The sequence below is a fragment of the Streptomyces sp. NPDC023838 genome, from assembly GCF_040639555.1.
Lineage (GTDB): Bacteria > Actinomycetota > Actinomycetes > Streptomycetales > Streptomycetaceae > Streptomyces.
Genome location: NZ_JBFAAD010000001.1, coordinates 69,366 through 84,747 on the forward strand (window position 1 = coordinate 69,366; position 15,382 = coordinate 84,747).

Annotated in this window: 17 protein-coding genes and 1 pseudogene; 10 read left to right on the forward strand and 8 right to left on the reverse strand. The window is 70.3% G+C overall.

Annotation, left to right across the window (positions count from 1 at the left end; translation table 11 throughout):
• Positions 1-27: 27 nt before the first annotated feature.
• Both AB0G17_RS00370 and ligD read left to right on the forward strand, forming a co-directional pair.
• The gene (locus AB0G17_RS00370; RefSeq protein ID WP_361373894.1) at positions 28-1,494 is read left to right on the forward strand and encodes an ornithine decarboxylase; all 1,467 of its coding nucleotides are present in this window, start codon (positions 28-30) and stop codon (positions 1,492-1,494) included.
• 20 nt (positions 1,495-1,514) lie between these two features.
• Complete coding sequence (gene ligD, locus AB0G17_RS00375; RefSeq protein ID WP_361373896.1) at positions 1,515-2,432, forward strand: non-homologous end-joining DNA ligase; 918 nt, start codon at positions 1,515-1,517, stop codon at positions 2,430-2,432.
• A gap of 201 nt (positions 2,433-2,633) precedes the next feature.
• On the opposite strand, the pseudogene AB0G17_RS00380 reads toward ligD, so the two are convergent.
• The 3 genes and pseudogenes from AB0G17_RS00380 to AB0G17_RS00390 all read right to left on the reverse strand — a co-directional run.
• Positions 2,634-3,146: pseudogene (locus tag AB0G17_RS00380) on the reverse strand (isochorismatase family cysteine hydrolase); the annotation flags it as partial.
• Between the two features lie 256 nt (positions 3,147-3,402).
• Positions 3,403-4,530 carry a glutamate--cysteine ligase gene (locus AB0G17_RS00385; RefSeq protein ID WP_361373898.1) on the reverse strand — a complete coding sequence of 376 codons (1,128 nt, stop codon included), beginning with the start codon at positions 4,528-4,530 and terminating at the stop codon, positions 3,403-3,405.
• A gap of 142 nt (positions 4,531-4,672) precedes the next feature.
• On the reverse strand, positions 4,673-5,272 hold the full coding sequence (locus AB0G17_RS00390; RefSeq protein WP_361373900.1) for a short chain dehydrogenase: 600 nt from the start codon (positions 5,270-5,272) through the stop codon (positions 4,673-4,675).
• 163 nt (positions 5,273-5,435) lie between these two features.
• Between AB0G17_RS00390 and AB0G17_RS00395 the strand changes: the two genes are divergently transcribed.
• The 3 genes from AB0G17_RS00395 to AB0G17_RS00405 all read left to right on the forward strand — a co-directional run bounded on the left by AB0G17_RS00395 (position 5,436) and on the right by AB0G17_RS00405 (position 7,935).
• Positions 5,436-6,299 carry a LysR family transcriptional regulator gene (locus AB0G17_RS00395; RefSeq protein WP_361373902.1) on the forward strand — a complete coding sequence of 288 codons (864 nt, stop codon included), beginning with the start codon at positions 5,436-5,438 and terminating at the stop codon, positions 6,297-6,299.
• 478 nt (positions 6,300-6,777) lie between these two features.
• Entirely contained in the window at positions 6,778-7,161 is a 384-nt protein-coding gene (locus tag AB0G17_RS00400) for a hypothetical protein (protein WP_361373904.1), read from the forward strand.
• A gap of 81 nt (positions 7,162-7,242) precedes the next feature.
• Complete coding sequence (locus tag AB0G17_RS00405) at positions 7,243-7,935, forward strand: DUF6766 family protein (protein WP_361373906.1); 693 nt, start codon at positions 7,243-7,245, stop codon at positions 7,933-7,935.
• A gap of 148 nt (positions 7,936-8,083) precedes the next feature.
• On the opposite strand, the gene AB0G17_RS00410 is transcribed toward AB0G17_RS00405, so the two are convergent.
• On the reverse strand, positions 8,084-8,491 hold the full coding sequence (locus tag AB0G17_RS00410; RefSeq protein ID WP_361373908.1) for a L,D-transpeptidase family protein: 408 nt from the start codon (positions 8,489-8,491) through the stop codon (positions 8,084-8,086).
• Positions 8,492-8,694: 203 nt separating this feature from the next.
• On the opposite strand from AB0G17_RS00410, the gene AB0G17_RS00415 reads away from it, so the two are divergent.
• Both AB0G17_RS00415 and AB0G17_RS00420 read left to right on the forward strand, forming a co-directional pair.
• A complete protein-coding gene (locus tag AB0G17_RS00415) occupies positions 8,695-9,009 on the forward strand; it encodes a hypothetical protein (protein WP_361373910.1) in 315 nt (104 codons plus the stop codon).
• A gap of 21 nt (positions 9,010-9,030) precedes the next feature.
• On the forward strand, positions 9,031-10,101 hold the full coding sequence (locus tag AB0G17_RS00420) for a M14 family metallopeptidase (RefSeq protein ID WP_361373912.1): 1,071 nt from the start codon (positions 9,031-9,033) through the stop codon (positions 10,099-10,101).
• 87 nt (positions 10,102-10,188) lie between these two features.
• Here the strand turns inward: AB0G17_RS00420 and AB0G17_RS00425 are convergent, their stop codons facing one another.
• Complete coding sequence (locus tag AB0G17_RS00425; RefSeq protein ID WP_361373914.1) at positions 10,189-10,980, reverse strand: TioE family transcriptional regulator; 792 nt, start codon at positions 10,978-10,980, stop codon at positions 10,189-10,191.
• Positions 10,981-11,038: 58 nt separating this feature from the next.
• Here AB0G17_RS00425 and AB0G17_RS00430 point away from each other — a divergent pair, with 58 nt between their 5' ends.
• Together AB0G17_RS00430 and AB0G17_RS00435 are read left to right on the forward strand one after the other, a co-directional pair.
• A complete protein-coding gene (locus tag AB0G17_RS00430; protein WP_361373916.1) occupies positions 11,039-12,256 on the forward strand; it encodes an erythromycin esterase family protein in 1,218 nt (405 codons plus the stop codon).
• A gap of 256 nt (positions 12,257-12,512) precedes the next feature.
• On the forward strand, positions 12,513-13,049 hold the full coding sequence (locus AB0G17_RS00435; protein ID WP_361373918.1) for a hypothetical protein: 537 nt from the start codon (positions 12,513-12,515) through the stop codon (positions 13,047-13,049).
• A 94-nt stretch (positions 13,050-13,143) separates the two neighbouring features.
• Here the strand turns inward: AB0G17_RS00435 and AB0G17_RS00440 are convergent, their stop codons facing one another.
• The 3 genes from AB0G17_RS00440 to AB0G17_RS00450 all read right to left on the reverse strand — a co-directional run bounded on the left by AB0G17_RS00440 (position 13,144) and on the right by AB0G17_RS00450 (position 14,581).
• Positions 13,144-13,581, reverse strand: coding sequence for a DUF2267 domain-containing protein (locus AB0G17_RS00440; RefSeq protein ID WP_361374559.1), 438 nt, complete (start codon positions 13,579-13,581; stop codon positions 13,144-13,146).
• A 67-nt stretch (positions 13,582-13,648) separates the two neighbouring features.
• The gene (locus AB0G17_RS00445) at positions 13,649-14,044 is read right to left on the reverse strand and encodes a DUF2267 domain-containing protein (protein WP_361373920.1); all 396 of its coding nucleotides are present in this window, start codon (positions 14,042-14,044) and stop codon (positions 13,649-13,651) included.
• A gap of 105 nt (positions 14,045-14,149) precedes the next feature.
• Positions 14,150-14,581, reverse strand: a complete 432-nt coding sequence (locus AB0G17_RS00450) for an Hsp20/alpha crystallin family protein (RefSeq protein ID WP_361373922.1) — start codon at positions 14,579-14,581, stop codon at positions 14,150-14,152.
• Between the two features lie 128 nt (positions 14,582-14,709).
• On the opposite strand from AB0G17_RS00450, the gene AB0G17_RS00455 reads away from it, so the two are divergent.
• Positions 14,710-15,363, forward strand: coding sequence for a type III effector protein (locus tag AB0G17_RS00455; RefSeq protein WP_361373924.1), 654 nt, complete (start codon positions 14,710-14,712; stop codon positions 15,361-15,363).
• The last annotated feature ends 19 nt before the right edge of the window (positions 15,364-15,382 follow it).

Genomic DNA, 15,382 nt, shown 5'->3' on the forward strand with positions numbered 1-15,382 from the left:
CCAGTTGTCCCGGGGCACTCGGCACCCATGGACCACTCAAGGGCGCCCGTACTCGAAGCGTTGTCGGCCTACCGGAAGAGCGGCCAGACGCCGTTCACTCCGCCGGGGCACAAGCAGGGCCGGGGCGCGGACCCGCGTGTCCGTGCCGTCCTCGGGGACGCCGTCTTCCTGTCGGACGTGCTGGCGATCTCCGGGCTCGACGACCGCCGCTCCACGCACGGAATTCTGGCGAAGGCCCAGGAGCTCATGGCCGATGCCGTCGGCGCCCAGCACACCTTCTTCACCACCTGCGGCAGCTCCCTGTCGGTGAAGGCGGCGATGCTGTCCGTCGCGGGCCCGCACGAGAAGCTCCTGGTGGGCAGGGACGCGCACAAGGCGGTGATCTCCGGGCTGATCCTGTCGGGGATCGAGCCGGTATGGGTGGAGCCGCAGTGGGACGCCGAACGCCATCTGGCCCACCCGCCGTCGGCGGACGCGTTCGCCGCCGCGTTCGAGGAACACCCCGACGCCCGAGGCGCCTTGGTGACCAGCCCCACCCCGTACGGCACGTCCTCCGACCTGGCCGCGATCGCCGAGGTGTGCCACGCCAGGAACAAACCGGTGATCGTCGACGAGGCCTGGGGCGCACACCTGCCCTTCCATTCCGGCCTGCCGACCTGGGCCATGGACGCGGGTGCGGATGTCTGCGTGACGTCCGTTCACAAGATGGGGTCCGGACTGGAGCAGGGATCGGTGTTCCACCTCCAGGGGGACCTGGTCAAGCCCGAGGTGCTGAAGGGGCGCGCAGACCTGCTCGGGACCACCAGCCCGTCCGTGCTCATCTACGCCGCGCTGGACGGTTGGCGCCGGCAGATGGTCGAGCACGGCAAGGCCCTGTACGACGACGCCCTGGCGCTGGCCACGGATGTCCGTAAGCGCATCGCCGCCATCGACGGCATGCACGTGCACGGCAGGGACGACTTCTGCGGAGCCGGACGCGCCGCCGACATGGACCCCCTGCAGATCATCATCGACATCACCGCTTTGAAGACCACCGGCTACCGGGCCGCCGACTGGATCCGCGAGCACCATCAGATCAACCTGCACCTCTCCGACCACCGCCGCATCAGCGCCCAACTCACCCACGCCGACGACGAGGACACCACGGCGGCACTCCTGGCCGCACTGCGCGATGTCGTCGCCCACGCGGCGGACCTGCGCCCCGCCCCTCACGTCACCATCCCGCCTCCGCACCGGCTCCGCCTGGAGCAGGCGCTGTTGCCCCGCGACGCGTTCTTCGGCCATACCGAGCAAGTCGAGTGGGAGCGTGCGGAGGGCCGGATCAGCGCCGAGATGCTGACCCCGTATCCGCCGGGTATTCCCGCCGTACTGCCCGGTGAACGAATCAACGCCGACGTTCTGACGTATCTGCGCACGGGGGTCGACGCGGGCATGGTGGTGCCGGACGCCGTCGACGACGACGTCAAGAGCGTGCGCGTCGTCGCCGAAGACTGAAGCCAGGGCCGGAGTTCGCGATGAAGTCCCAGAAGCAGCCCGCACACCGCATCCGGGCCGGTCGGCACACCGTCGCCATCAGTCGCCCGGAGAAGGTGCTGTTCCCCGAGGACGGCATCACCAAGGCGGATCTCGCGGAGTACTACCGTGCGGTGGGCAGCCGGATGCTGCCCCATCTGCGCGGGCGGCCCCTGATGCTGGAACGGCATCCCGACGGCGCCGACCAGCACGGTTTCATGCAGAAGGACGTGCCGGACTATTTCCCCGACTGGTTCCACCGCGTGGAGCTGCCCAAGGAGGACGGAACCGTCACGTACCCCGTCTGCGACGACACCGCCAGCCTGCTCTACCTCGCCGGCCAGGCGTGCATCACCCCGCACCGTTTCCTGTCCAGGGCGGACCGGCCCGATCACCCCGACCGGCTGGTGTTCGACCTCGACCCGCCCGGCGAGGACTTCACGCCGGTGCGCGAAGCGGCACGGGGGCTGCACGAGCTCCTGGACGAGCTGGAGCTGCCGTCCCTGCCCATGACCACCGGCTCGCGCGGCCTGCACGTCGTGGTGGCCCTGGACCGGCGAGCGCCCTTCGACGACGTACGGACCTTCGCGCGCGGTGTCGCCGAGGTCCTCGCCGCCCGTAACCCCGACCGCTTCACCACCGAGCCCAGGAAGGACGCCCGCCGGGGCCGCCTCTACCTCGACATCCAGCGCAACGCCTACGCCCAGACCGCCGTCACGCCCTACGCCGTGCGTGCCCGTCCCGGGGCCCCGGTCGCAGCCCCCTTGGCCTGGGCCGATCTGGACGATCCCGAGCTCACCGCCCGCCGCTGGACCCTGGCCACCGTCGACCGCCTGCTGAGGAAAAACCCCTGGCAGAACCCTCCGCGCCCCCGCTCCCTCGACAAGGCCGGGAGGCTTCTCGACGCGCTGGGGGAGTGACACGGGCTTTGGCCGTGTCCGTGGCCGCCGTCAGCGGGTGGTTGTCGGTGGTGGTTTCTTCGAGCCTTCGGGTGAAGGGCGGCCACGATGACTGGTGCTGGCGTCAGTGAAACTGGGACTGGAATCGGACCCGGAATCGGACCCGGGGTCGGAGCTGGAATCGGCATCTGAATCGTCGTCGAAGGCGATCGCGTCCAGCGGGCAGATGGTCGCGGACATGTTGACTTCCATCATGCGCAGGGCCGCGCGAGCCAGCTCGGCGTCGATGTGCGCGACGGCCTGGGGGCTGACGCTGATGTCGAAGTGGCGGATGTGCGCGTCCAGCGCCGAGTACAGGACGCACTGCTCGGTGGCCTGCCCGCACAGCACGAGGCGCCGCGTCTGCAATTGCCCCAGCAGGTAGGCCAGGGGTGTTTCGAAGAAGATGGAGTGCCGCGCCTTCACGACGAAGAACGAGTCCTCGTCCGGTGCGATGGGGTCGACCAGGTCGGGATGCCGGCCCGACAGCGCACGGTCCAGGATCTCCCCGTGGTGGGAGCGCCACTGCCCGAAGTTGTCGTTCACGTAGATGACGGGGGCCTCACTGGCGCGGGCGCGCTTCAGCAGGGTCTTGATGCCCGGCAGCGCCTCGCGGATCGAGGGGACCAGCCGGTCGGCGTCCGCGTGCTCGTAGGTGTTCAGCATGTCGATCACGACGAGTGCCGTGTGCGCCATAGGTTCAACGCCTCCCGCCGTGCCGCCGACACGCGGCGTTACTGGCATCCCGAACTGCGGGGGGTGAGTATTTCCACCCTCGCGTTTCCACCCTCGCACACTGAGTAGCAGCCGGTCGGCCGGAGGACGGCCGGGCGTGCTCCGGAAGACTGGCCGAGCGGGTGGGACCGGCGGGCCCCCACGAGAGGTGCCCCACGGGACCTGGGGCCCCCACGGGACCAGGTGGCCCCCACGGGGGCCAGGCGGCGAGGGCTACTTACGCGAGAGGGTCTTCTCCGTCCGTGGTCAGCTGCGCGCACCGGGTCACCACGCGCGCGAGGTCACCCTCGCTGTGCAGGAGGCCGCGCTGCACATGGGCGCCGTTGCCATGCCGCTCCAGCTTCGCGATGCCCTCCTGGACCAGTTGGTCGTCGTCGTGGTCCCGGAGGGCGTCGCGTACGTGCTGGTAGAGGGCGCCCACCGCTTCCATGGGAGATGTCTCGCGCATGGTGTCGGGGTGGAGCAGAGGGCCGTCCAGGCCCGAGCGGCCGGCGCGCCAGGAGGCGAGGCGCAGCAGACTGGTGCCGATCCTGGCCGGTGGCAGGCCGTCCTGCCAGGCGCGTGCGGCGGTCTCGACGAGGGCGCGGGTGAGCGCGGCCAGCAGGACGGGGGTGGAGGCGTCCAGGCAGACGTCGGCGACCCTGATCTCCACCGTGGGGTAGGTGGCCGACAGGCGGGCGTCGAAGTAGATCATGCCTTTGTCGCGCAGCACGCCGGTGCCGACCATCGCCGTGACCTGCTCGTGGTAGCGCTCCGCGGAGCCGAACACCTCCACGGGCCCGGCCGAGGGCCACCGGTTCCAGACCCGGCTGCGATAGCTCGCGTACCCGCTGTCCTGGCCCTGCCAGAACGGAGAGTTCGCGCTCATCGCCGTCAGCACGGAGAGCCAGGGGCGGATGCGGTCCAGGACCGCCACGCCTTCCTCGTCCGATTCGACGGCGACGTGGACGTGGCAGCCGCACGTCAGCTGTTCCTGCGCGGTCAGCCCGAACTGTTCGCCCATCCACTGGTAGCGCTTGCCGACGTTCAGCAGGGGCTTCACGGGCAGGGGCGACGTCGCGATGGCCGCCACCACGGCCCCGGCGGTCGCCGCGAGCCGGGCGGCCTCACGCCGGCTGCGCCTGATCTCCTCCTGAAGTTCACCCATCCGCGTCACCGGTTTGGTGGCGAACTCCAACTGCTCCCTCTGTAGTTCCTTCTCCAGGTGGTGACTGTGGGTGACGTCCCCGGGGCGCTCCCACGCCTGCCGCTCGGCCGCCGCCAGCACCGCCCCGGAGACCGCCTGCGGAAGGCCGCTACGGGCATCGACCAGCAACAGCTCCTCCTCCACACCGACGCTTCTCATGCCGCCTCCACTCGCCCGCCGCTAGCCCTCCGTGTGCCCGTCTTCGGTCCCAGCATGTCGGGGAGGGCCGTCTTTCGGTGGCACCGGTGCGGCCATGGACGGCGCCACGGCTTACGGGCCCGTACGGAACGCTGCTGCAGTACTAGCGCACCCGGTAGATCTGCCCCGTCTGCGCCCCCTCGATGGAGCGGACGTACGCCATCGCGACGCGTGCCGCCGAAACCGGCTCCATTCCCGCGAAGAACGGCCCGTAGGCAGGCAGGGACTCCTCGGCCACCGTCGGGCTGACCGCGTTGATCCGCTGCGGCGGGAGCTCGATCGCGGCGGCCCGTACGAACGCCTCGACCGCGCCGTTGGCCGCGGACGCGGCGGCCCCGGCCACGATCGGCTCCTCCGTGAGGATCCCGCTGACCAGCGTGAACGAGCCGGTCGCGGCCACGTGCCGGGCGCCCTGGCGGACCAGCTCCAACTGGCTGAGGGCCTTGCCGCGGAAGGTCGCCGCGAAGTCGTCCGCAGCCAGCTCGGCCAGCGGCTTGAATACGGCGTCGCCCGCCGTGACGGCCACCGCGTCCAGTGGACCGGCCTGCGCGTACAGGCGGGACACGGCCTGCGGATCGGTGACGTCGCAGATCAGGTCCCCACCCGTGCGGCCCACGCCGATCACCTCGTGGCCGCGCTCCGCGAGCGCCTTGTGTGCGGCGGAGCCCAGCGTGCCGCCCGCGCCGATCAGAAGAATCCTCACAACCCACCGTCCAATGCCTGGAAAACGAAACCCGGGTAGCACCGGGAGATTCCTGGGATCTCCCAGGAGGAGGGCCGGGCGAACCGCCCGGCGTGCATCCGACGCTACGGATCGCGCTCCGCACCCGGAAATGCCATCTGGGCAGCGACTATGCTTCCCAGGCATGGATGTGGAGCTGCGTCATCTCAAAGCCCTGGCCGCCATCGCCGAAGCGGGCACCGTCACCGCCGCGGCCGCCTCGCTGCACATGACGCAGCCGGCGCTCTCCCGCACGCTCGCGCAACTGGAAACGCGCGTGGGAGTCCGCCTCGTCGACCGCTCCTCCCGGCATCTGGACCTGACCCCGGCCGGGACGACCCTCCTCGGGCACGGGCGCGCCATCCTCGCCCACCTCGACGCGGCACTCGCCGACACCCGAGCCGTCGACCGGCCCCTGCGGCTCGGTTACACATGTGCGGTCCTGGGACAACAAACCGTCCCCTTGCTGCGTTCCTGGCGCCAGGCCCACCCACACATGCCGCTCGAAGTGGTCCGCCAGGACAACAGCACCGCGGGCCTGGCCACCGGCGACACCGACGTGGCGGTGCTCCGTACCGTCCCCGCCGACCCGCGCATCCGCACCGAAGCCCTGTACACCGAGGACCGGGTCGCCGCCCTGCCTGACGACCACCCGCTCGCGGCCCGCGAACGGGTGCGCCTGGCGGAACTCACCTCCGGCCCCGCCCTCCCTTTGGCCCTGTGGCCGGACACCGGCACCGCCTCGGTCGACCTCTGGCCCCCGGCGCAGCGCCCGGACCGCACGGTCGAGGTGCGCAACGTCGACGAGTGGCTCAACCTCATCGCCACGGGCGGCGCGTTCGGCGTCGGCGCCGCGGGCACGGCGCAGAGCCACGGCCACCCGGGGGTGTGCTTCGTCCCCCTCGAGGACGCACCCCCCACCACGGTCTACCTCGCACGCCCCGCCCACCCCACGCACCCGCGTACAGAGGAGTTCCTCGCGGCGGTACGGGAGGTGGTCAGCGCCTAGGGCCGCCAGGGCGCCGGTGCGGAAGTAGCCGTCGGGGGTGTCGTCTCACAACCGGCGAGGTCACGGCGGCGACCGCGCGCCCTACTCGCGCATCTGCCACCGCCCGGCACGCGGCGACGAGCCAGGGGGCCAGGGGGGGGCAGCCCCAGCGTGGCGGCAAACGTGGCAAACCCCCTTTCACGATGCGCGGGCGCTGCTCCGCGTGGGCGGTCTTCGGCGTGTCCGGCGGAGAAAGCAGGGGTCCTCCTGCCCGCAGGGTGAGGGTGTGGTTGGTGCCCGGCCCGGCCGGCACCGGGTGTTCGCACGCCCCGGCGGAGGAGACGGTCATGGACGCGAACGTGCTGTTGCGCGAGGACGACGGGACAGTCGAGAAGCTGTACACGAGCGAGACGGAGAGCGTGCCCAGCGTGGTCGCCTCGTGAGTGGCCTTCGCGGACACCGGCTCAGGCGCGGCGCGGGACGCCGTGGTCTGGCGGTGATGGTGGTGGGAGCCGTCGCGGCGGTGCTGTGCGGTTGCGGTGCACCCGAGGCTCGGCTGGAAGGTGCCCGGCAGGCCGGGCGGGTCTTCGAGCGGGCGCTTGCCGACGCCGACTTCCCGCGTGCCTGCGCGCTGCTGGCGCCGCAGACCCGGCAGCAGCTCGAAGACGACCAGCACCAGCCGTGCCGTTCGGCGCTGCGCGGGGAGAAGCTGGTGGCGGCCGGTGAGCTGCGCGGCACGCAGATGTACGGGCGGCAGGCGCTGCTGAGTCTGCGGAACGACACGCTGTTCCTGTCGCAGTTCAAGGGCGGCTGGAAAGTGGTCGCCGCGGGCTGCGTGCCCCAGGGCGACAAGCCCTACCGGTGCTCGCTGAAAGGCGGCTGACGTGCGCTTCCTCTTCACTGCCTGCTTGGTGACGATCCTGGGCGGGCTGGGTTACTTCATCACGATCGGAGCGCTGCACCGGTGAACGGCGGTCGCCGCAGCGGCGGTTTCTGGCGGGACAACAGCCTCACCCTCGCCTTCGGGGGCGCGTTCCTGCTCGTTCTGGCAGGGCAGGCGCTCGCGGGGCATGCCGGCTTCAACGAAGACCTCGCCGTCGACGGGCTGCAACAGCTGACCATCGGCGAGTACCTGATGTCATCGGACTTCGCCGTCGACGTCACCGAGAACTGGCAGTCGGAGTTCCTGCAGTTCTTCCTCTACATCTTCGGCACGGTCTGGCTCCTCCAACGCGGCTCACCCGAGTCCAAGAAGCTCCACAAGGCAGGACCGGAAAGCGACCGTGAGCAGCGCGTGGGCGACCATGCCGCAGCCGACTCACCCCGTTGGGCCGCCATGAAGGACTGGCGGCAGAACGTGTACTCACGCTCCCTGGGGACCGTGATGGCCCTGCTGTTCGTCCTGTCCTGGCTCGCCCAGTCCATCGCCGGCACGGCGGCTTACGACGAACAGCAACTGCGCCAACTCCAGCCCCCCGTCTCCTGGGGCGCCTACCTGGGATCCGCCGACTTCTGGAACCGCTCCCTGCAGAACTGGCAGTCCGAACTCCTGGCCGTGGCGGCGATGGCCATCCTGTCGGTATACCTGCGCCAGCGCGGGTCCCCGGAGTCCAAGCCGGTCGGCGCCGCGCACACCTCCACGGGAGTGGAGGGCTGAACGCGACGGAGCCGATCGCTCAGTTGTGGCGCGGTCGGCCCATGTCGGCCCATGTCGGCGCGGACCGGGGGCCGTCGCGGCTCACGTCCTGCGACGGCCCCCGGAACTCGGCGCGGCTCCTGGCACGCTCCCCGCGCCGTGCCGGTTCTTACGATACGTACAGCTGGGTCGGGCGCGGGAACTTGGCCCGGTAGCCCTGGAGCTCGCGGATGTCGGACGGCTTCAGCTTGATGCAACCGTTCGACTTGTAGTCGCTGTTGCCGTTCCAGCGGTACGGCTCGGCGGAGCCCTGCCCGCCGCTGGGCAGCATCTCGCTGTGGATGAACAGAGCGGTGCGGTTGGTGCCGCCCGGCTTGCAGCGCTTGTCGCCGATGTACCAGGAGATGCCGTTGACGCCGTGCAGCCCACCGTTGTGGTGCGGGTAGTACGCCTTGACGGGATAGGTGCCACGAGGCAGCACACCCCGGTTGGGCAGGCAGGAGTTGGTGCTGCCCGTGCCGGACCCGGCGCGCCAGGAGGCCACCGTGGAGGTGTGGGGGTGGTCCGGGTTGACCATGTTGACGTAGACCAGGCTCAGTCGCAGCTTGATCGTCGGCCTCGACGGGCTGCTGAGCGGGCTGCCCGAGGCTCCGTTTGACTCGTTCTACGGCTGGAGCGCACCCTGGGGACACGGGGGTATACAGCGGACATCTATTTACGTCAGCCACGCGTCGTCGGCACCGCTGATGTGAGGCCGGACGGCGCTCGGAAGAGGCCGTCATGTCCACCGCTCGTCAACTCCTGCGCGTCCGCGTCACGGCCAAGGACGCCGAAACCCTGCGCGCCCTCCTGCGCGAGGCCCGTCCCGATGTCGGGGGACGCCCGCGCCGGGGCGAGGACGGCACGTTCAGCATCGAGGCATACGCCTCCCCCGAGCAGGCCGAAGCCCTCGAACGCGAGGGCGTGTCGGTCACGACCATCGAGGACGCCGCGGCCACCGGCCGCGCCCGCCAGGCCGAAGTCGGTGAGGGAGACCGGTTCGCCCCCGACGACGCGGTCCCGCACGGACTCGCCCTCAAGGTGAAGGACGCCTAGTAGGCAGCCAGGAGGGACACCATGTCGTACTTGAACACCACCGAGGTCGAGTCCGCCGTGACCAGCCTGGCCACCGCCTTCCCGTCCGCGTGCGACCTCATCGACCTGCCCGAGCCGTCCGTGGAGGGCCGGGCCTCTCACGCCCTGCGGATCGGCAACGACCCCGCCGGCACCCGCGACTGCGTCGTCCTCATCGGCGGTGTGCACGCCCGCGAGTGGGGCAGCTGCGAGATCCTCGTACACCTCGCGGCCGACCTCCTGGAGGCCGGTGCCGACGGCAGCGGGCTCGCCTACGGCGCCAGGACCTACACCGCCGCCCAGGTACGCCACCTCCTCGACCACCTGGACGTCGTCGTCTTCCCGCTCGTCAACCCGGACGGCCGTCACTACAGCCAAACCGTCGACGCGATGTGGCGCAAGAACCGCAACCCCGCCAACTCCGGTGGCGACCCTTCCCGTATCGGCGTCGACATCAACCGCAACTACGACTTCCTCTTCGACTTCGCCACCGCCTTCGACCCGACAGCCGGCGTCCAGGTCTCCGACGACCCGGGCGACGTCCAGGTGTACCAGGGACCCAGCCCCTTCTCGGAGCCCGAGACCCGCAACGTCCGCTGGCTGCTCGACACGTTCCCGCGGACCCGCTGGTTCGTCGATGTGCACAGCTACTCCGAGGACATGGTCTTCGTATGGGGCGACGACGAGAACCAGTCGCTCGACCCGGCCAAGAACTTCCGCAACACCGCCTTCGACGGCAAGCGCGGGGTGGCCGGCGACCTGGCGTACGCGGAGTTCATCGCCAAGGGCGACGCCGACGACAACGCCGTCCTCGCCGAGCAGTTCTGCAAGGGCCTGCACGGCGTACGCGGCCGTCCCTACAACCCGATGTCGGCCTTCCACCTCTACCCGACCAGCGGCACCAGCGACGACTACGCCTACTCCCGGCACATCGTCGACCCCCATAAGGGCAAGATCCTCGGCTTCACCATCGAGTGGGGCACGAGCTTCCAGCCGCCGTGGGCGGAGATGAAACGGATCATCCTGGACGTGGACTCCGGACTCGTGCAGTTCTGCCTGACCGCGACTCCGTAGACATCGTCAGGGGCGGTGGCCAGAACACCGCCCGCGACTCCGTAGACATCGTCAGGGGCGGTGGCCAGAACACCGCACACGTCGGCGTCAGTGGTGAGACGTGGGTGGCGGCACCACTCCCGCCGTGGTTGGCCTACGCTCGCGCAGGTACGCCTCCAGCTCTGCGGCCCCGGCGAGCATCGCACGTCCGCGGGCGGACAGCCGACCGTGCCAGTCGTGCAGAGCGGCCTCCAGCGGCTCCAGCCCGCCGGCCGCCCGCACTTGGACGATCAGCGGGGCGATCTGCCCCAACAGGTACCCGCCCCGCCTGAGTTGGTGGGCCAGCCGGGCATCCCGTACGTCGGCCTCGTCGTAGACGCGGTACCCGGTCAACGGGTCGCGGCGCGGCCGCACCAGCCCGGTGCGCTCCCATTTGCGGAGTGTCGCGGGCCGGATGCCGAGCGTTTCTGCCAGCGGCCCGATGAACGTGACGCCGGATTCGGACACCGCACCGGGCTCATGCCCCACGCCGGGCTCGGGCGCCGTGGCGGGCTCCAGGTCACGGAGGGCGCGCTCCACGGCTTCGAGGGTCCGGCGGTCGTCGAGGAGCTGGACGTGGCTCTCGTCGATGAGGCGGAACGCAGCCTCGGCCGCGTCCTCGTTCACGGCCCGCATGATCGACGTCGCTGTCCGGTGGCCGTGGCCGGGCACCAGGGCGAGAAACGCGCGCAGGGCTCCCGCATGCAGCGAGGTGTAGGTGCGGTAGCCGTGCGGTGTGCGACCGGCGGCCGGAAGGATGCCGGCCTCCTCGTAGTTCCTGATCGCCTGCGTGGACAGGCCGTGCTCCCGCGCCAGATCTACCGGCCTGAGTCGCTCCCCGCTTTGAAGGTTTTTCCCCATAGTGCTGAGAATATCGAGGCAAAGTCTCAACCGAAGGTTCAACGATACCGTTGAAGGCATGGCGACTGACATCAAGGACACCGCCCATGCCGTCGAGGCGGCCGCCCTCATGCGACTGCTCCCGGCCCGGCCCCAGTTGCTCGCCCTGGGAGAGCCCGCCCACGGTGAGGACGCGCTGCTCGACCTGCGCAACGAGCTCTTCCGGCAACTCGTCGAGCAGGAGGGCTACCGGACGATCGCGATCGAGAGCGACTGCATGATGGGCCTGCTCGTGGACGAGTACGTCACCTCCGGTTCGGGCACCCTCGACGAGGTCATGGAGCAGGGAATCAGCCACGGCTGGGGAACCTTCGCGGCCAACCGCGAACTCGTGCGCTGGATGCGCGCCTACAATGTGCGCGCCGTCAACGACGGTCGGCCCGCGTCCGAGCGGCTCCGCTTCGCCGGTTTCGACGGCCCGCTGGAGATCACCCACGCCGCGAGCCCCCGGCAGGCCCTCACCGCACTCCACGGCTGCCTCGCGGCCCGGGTGGACGCGGACCTGCTCCCCTGCAGCGCGCAAACGCTCGACCGCCTGCTCGGTAGCGACGAGTTGTGGACCAACCGCGCCGCGATGACGGACCCGTCCCAGTCCGTGGGACAGACGCCCGAGGCCGGCCAACTGCGGTTGCTCGCCGACGATCTGGTCGCACTGCTCGACGCGCAGACACCCCACCTGCTCGCAGCGGCCTCGCGGGACGACTGGAACCGGGCACGGCTGTACGGGCGTACCGCGACCGGCCTGCTGCGCTACCACCACTGGATGGCCGACACCTCACCGGCGCGCATGACACGCCTGTGCGCGCTGCGGGATCTGATGATGGCGCACAACCTCCTCGCTGTCGCCGAACGGGGCCCGGCGCTGGTCCACGCCCACAACGGCCATCTCCAGCGAGGCAAGAGCGCCATGCGGATGTGGCAGGGGCCGGTGGAGTGGTGGAGCGCCGGTGCACTGGTGAGCGCCCAACTGGGCGAGGAGTACGCCTTCGTGGCCACGGCTCTCGGCACGATGCGGCACCACGGAGTGGACGCCCCGTCGCCGGACACCGTCGAAGGACTCCTGTACGCGCTCGCGGAGGACCATCGCCTCATCGACGCCCCGCGACTGGCCACCGCCCTCGCCGAAGCGCCGCCCGCGCCCCGCGTATCTCCCTGGTTCGGCTACGCCCCGCTTGACCCGGCCCACTTGGCGGACAGTGAGGGGATCGTGTTCGTCAAAGACGTCCCGCAGAGCTGAGAACAGGCTGCGACGAGCGTTCGGTGCGTCACCGATCCGGGCGACCTCACCTGGTGATCTCCACGCGACGCAGTCAAGTCGCGCTAGGTGTATGGCGAGGGGCCCACGCGGGGGACCGCGGGGGCCGCAGGACAGTCGAAGCAGGAGCGGGCATCGTCCCGTCGAGAGGACGGATTCGCCAGATCCCCGACTCATCGGTCGACTATCGTACAGACCCCCGCGTGCTGCCCGTCGCAGCCACTTGAGGAGGCACCCTGTGTCATCACGCTTTGGCCCCCAGCATGCTCCCGCCGGCGACGTGGGTGCGGCGCTGATGGTGATCGACTCTCGGCTCAAAGAGATCCACGGCAGCAGGGCCGAGCCGGACCCCGAACAGCAGGAGCTGATCAACAACTTCACCGCGTCCATGGACACCAAACAGGCCAATGACCTACTGGACGGCGCCGGCACCCTCATCTACATGTTCATGACGTGGCTGCGGCAGGCCCACGAGGAACACGGCAAGGACGTCCTTGAGTACGTGGTGCCGAACCTCGTGGGCTCGATGCGCATGATGCCCAAGAGCGTCCGCCCCGAGGCCATCCCCACCATGGCCGGCCTGGTCATCGCGGCAGGCACCGGTCTGAGCCCCACCCTGTGGCGCAAGCAGTACGGAGACTGGACCGAGGAGGAGATGACCGCCCTGGAGGCCACCGCTCTTCTGCTCGCGGAGTACATCAATCGCGTCACCGAGGACCCGGACTTCGCCACGCGCCTGATCACCGAAGCGCTGTCCCGTTTGGACGACGACTGAGCTGCGTGTTTGTCCTGCGGGCCTGCCTACCTGCCCCTGCCGGCCTGTGGTCCGGCGCCTCCAACTCGCCCGACACGGAAGGGGCATCACCCCTCTACGCGGCGGCAGTGAGCTCGGCGCGGCCGAACAACAGCGCGTGGCCGGAGGGGAGTTGGTGCAGGATGCGGGTGAGGAGCTCCGGGCCGGCCAGGGTGGCCACGGCGGAGAAGACGGCTCCGGTGTCCCATCGGGTGGTGGCCAGGGAGGCGTCGGTGCGGGCGGCGAGGTCCTTGACGAAGGCCCAGCCGGTCAAGGGCTGGGGGTCGGGGATCTGCGCGGTGAGGACGCGTGCTGCTTCGAAGGGGAGGCAAGCGGCGAGTTCGACGCGTTCGTCGCCCGTCAGCTGACGTCCCAACCCCGCGAGGACCAGCCGGACGGCTTCCTCGGCCCGCTCCCGGGTGGGGTAGGCGCCTTCGTAGCGGACCTTCTCCAGCAGTTGCTCGTACGTCGTGACGTGCAGCGGCTGCAGCGGTGTACGCGGGTCGGAGATCACTGCGGTGGGTGCCTTTCTGTCGCCGAAGTCGTGGTGCCGGTGCCGTGCGGGCACCGGGGTTGGTTGGTCAGGCGGGCTGGGGGCGACCGAAGAGGAGGTCGTAGCCCGCGGGGAGTTGGAGCAGGATCTGGTGGAGCAGCTCGTCGCCGGCCGCATCGGCCGCCGTGCTGAGAACGGCGCTCACGTCCCAGGCGGCGGTCTGCTCGGTGGCCCCTTCGATCCAGGCCGCCGTCGCCCGTACGAACCGCTCCGGTGACAGCGGTTCGGCGCTCTGCAGGGGGTTGAGGAGGATCAGGGCGAAGCCTTCCGGCAGACGGGCCGCGAGCCGGGTCCGCACCTCGCCGACCAGATGGGCGCCCAGCAGGGCGATCACCACACGGGCCGCGCGCTCGGCTTCCTGCCGACTGCCGTATTCACCGCGCTCCTTCACCTGGTCGAGGAACGCTTCCCATCGCACGGTCACCTCTGCCGCCACCCTTCCTCGGTCCATGGGGTGCGGAGGACGGGAGAGGGGGGAGATCAGTTACCCGTCCTCCGCCGCTGGTAGGGCCGGTCGTCGCCGCCCGGCTCAGCCGGAGATCTCCCTGTGGCCGGATCCGACGCCGATGGCGATCTTACGAGGCTTGGCGCGTTCGGCGATCGGGATGCGCAGGGTGAGCACCCCGGCGTCGTAGTCGGCCTTGATGTGCTCGGTGTCCAGCGTGTCGGCCAGCACGATCTGGCGGGAGAACACGCCCAGAGGCCGTTCCGACAGCTCCATCTGTACGTCGTCGGACTTCGCCACGGGACGGCGCTCGGCCTTGACGGTCAGCATGTTCCGTTCGACGTCGATGTCGATCGCGTCCGCGCTGACGCCGGGGAGGTCGAACGCCACCACGTACTCGTCACCCTCGCGGTACGCGTCCATCGGCATGGGGGACGGCCGTGACCAGGTGCTCGGGCCCACCAGCTGCTGAGCCAGCCGGTCGAGCTCGCGGAACGGGTCGGTGCGCATCAACATCGTGAAAACACCTCCAGCAGGTTCGGGCAGTTGCTGCCAATGCGCTTCACTGAAACCGTTGTAACATGTCATCCAATGGATGACAAACCCCGTGTCGTCCAGACGATGACATCCTGAGGGAGGTGCCCGTGACAGCAGCCGAAGAGCAGGCCTCGTCCAGCGCCGACGGCGGCCGCCCGGCTTCGTTCCTCGCCGCCGCGGCGGCCCTGGAAGCCATAGACGACGCTCTGTGCGCGGCCCGGGAAGAGAGCTCCGGCGCCGCTGACGCCGGCCCCGGACCGGAGCAGGCCCTGGCCTCGCTGCTGCTCCTGCGGCAGGTCCGCGAGCAGCTCGCCGCATGGGAGACGGGGCTGATCGAAACGGCCCGCGACGCGGGCGCCAGCTGGGCCGACCTCGCTCACCCCCTCGGCGTCGCCAGCCGCCAGGCCGCCGAACGCCGATACCTGCGCAACCGGCCCGGCCCCGCCGGAACCACCGGCGAACAACGCGTCCAGGCCACCCGCGACCGCCGCGCCGCCGAACGCACCGCCGCCACCTGGGCCCGCCGCAACGCGGCCGACCTGCGCCGCATCGCCGGCCAGATCACCGCGCTCACCGACCTCCCCACCGCCACCCGTCACTCGCTCAGCGAACTTCACGCGGCCCTCGCCCACGACAACCCCGCCGACCTCATCCACCCCCTCAACGCCACCCGCCCCCACCTGACCGGCACCCACCCCGACCTCGCCGCCCAGCTCGACACCCTCACGAACTCCGCGACGACCCCACCTGCCGACGAGTGACAGCCGTCGGCCCGGCCAA

Excerpts from the sequence above, each read along its gene's own strand:
- AB0G17_RS00370 (WP_361373894.1), top strand. The coding sequence starts at position 28 with ATGGACCACTCAAGGGCGCCCGTACTCGAAGCGTTGTCGGCCTACCGG.
- ligD (WP_361373896.1), top strand. The coding sequence starts at position 1,515 with ATGAAGTCCCAGAAGCAGCCCGCACACCGCATCCGGGCCGGTCGGCAC.
- AB0G17_RS00385 (WP_361373898.1), bottom strand. The coding sequence starts at position 4,530 with ATGAGAAGCGTCGGTGTGGAGGAGGAGCTGTTGCTGGTCGATGCCCGT.
- AB0G17_RS00395 (WP_361373902.1), top strand. The coding sequence starts at position 5,436 with ATGGATGTGGAGCTGCGTCATCTCAAAGCCCTGGCCGCCATCGCCGAA.
- AB0G17_RS00400 (WP_361373904.1), top strand. The coding sequence starts at position 6,778 with ATGGTGGTGGGAGCCGTCGCGGCGGTGCTGTGCGGTTGCGGTGCACCC.
- AB0G17_RS00410 (WP_361373908.1), bottom strand. The coding sequence starts at position 8,491 with ATGGTCAACCCGGACCACCCCCACACCTCCACGGTGGCCTCCTGGCGC.
- AB0G17_RS00415 (WP_361373910.1), top strand. The coding sequence starts at position 8,695 with ATGTCCACCGCTCGTCAACTCCTGCGCGTCCGCGTCACGGCCAAGGAC.
- AB0G17_RS00420 (WP_361373912.1), top strand. The coding sequence starts at position 9,031 with ATGTCGTACTTGAACACCACCGAGGTCGAGTCCGCCGTGACCAGCCTG.
- AB0G17_RS00425 (WP_361373914.1), bottom strand. The coding sequence starts at position 10,980 with ATGGGGAAAAACCTTCAAAGCGGGGAGCGACTCAGGCCGGTAGATCTG.
- AB0G17_RS00430 (WP_361373916.1), top strand. The coding sequence starts at position 11,039 with ATGGCGACTGACATCAAGGACACCGCCCATGCCGTCGAGGCGGCCGCC.
- AB0G17_RS00450 (WP_361373922.1), bottom strand. The coding sequence starts at position 14,581 with ATGTTGATGCGCACCGACCCGTTCCGCGAGCTCGACCGGCTGGCTCAG.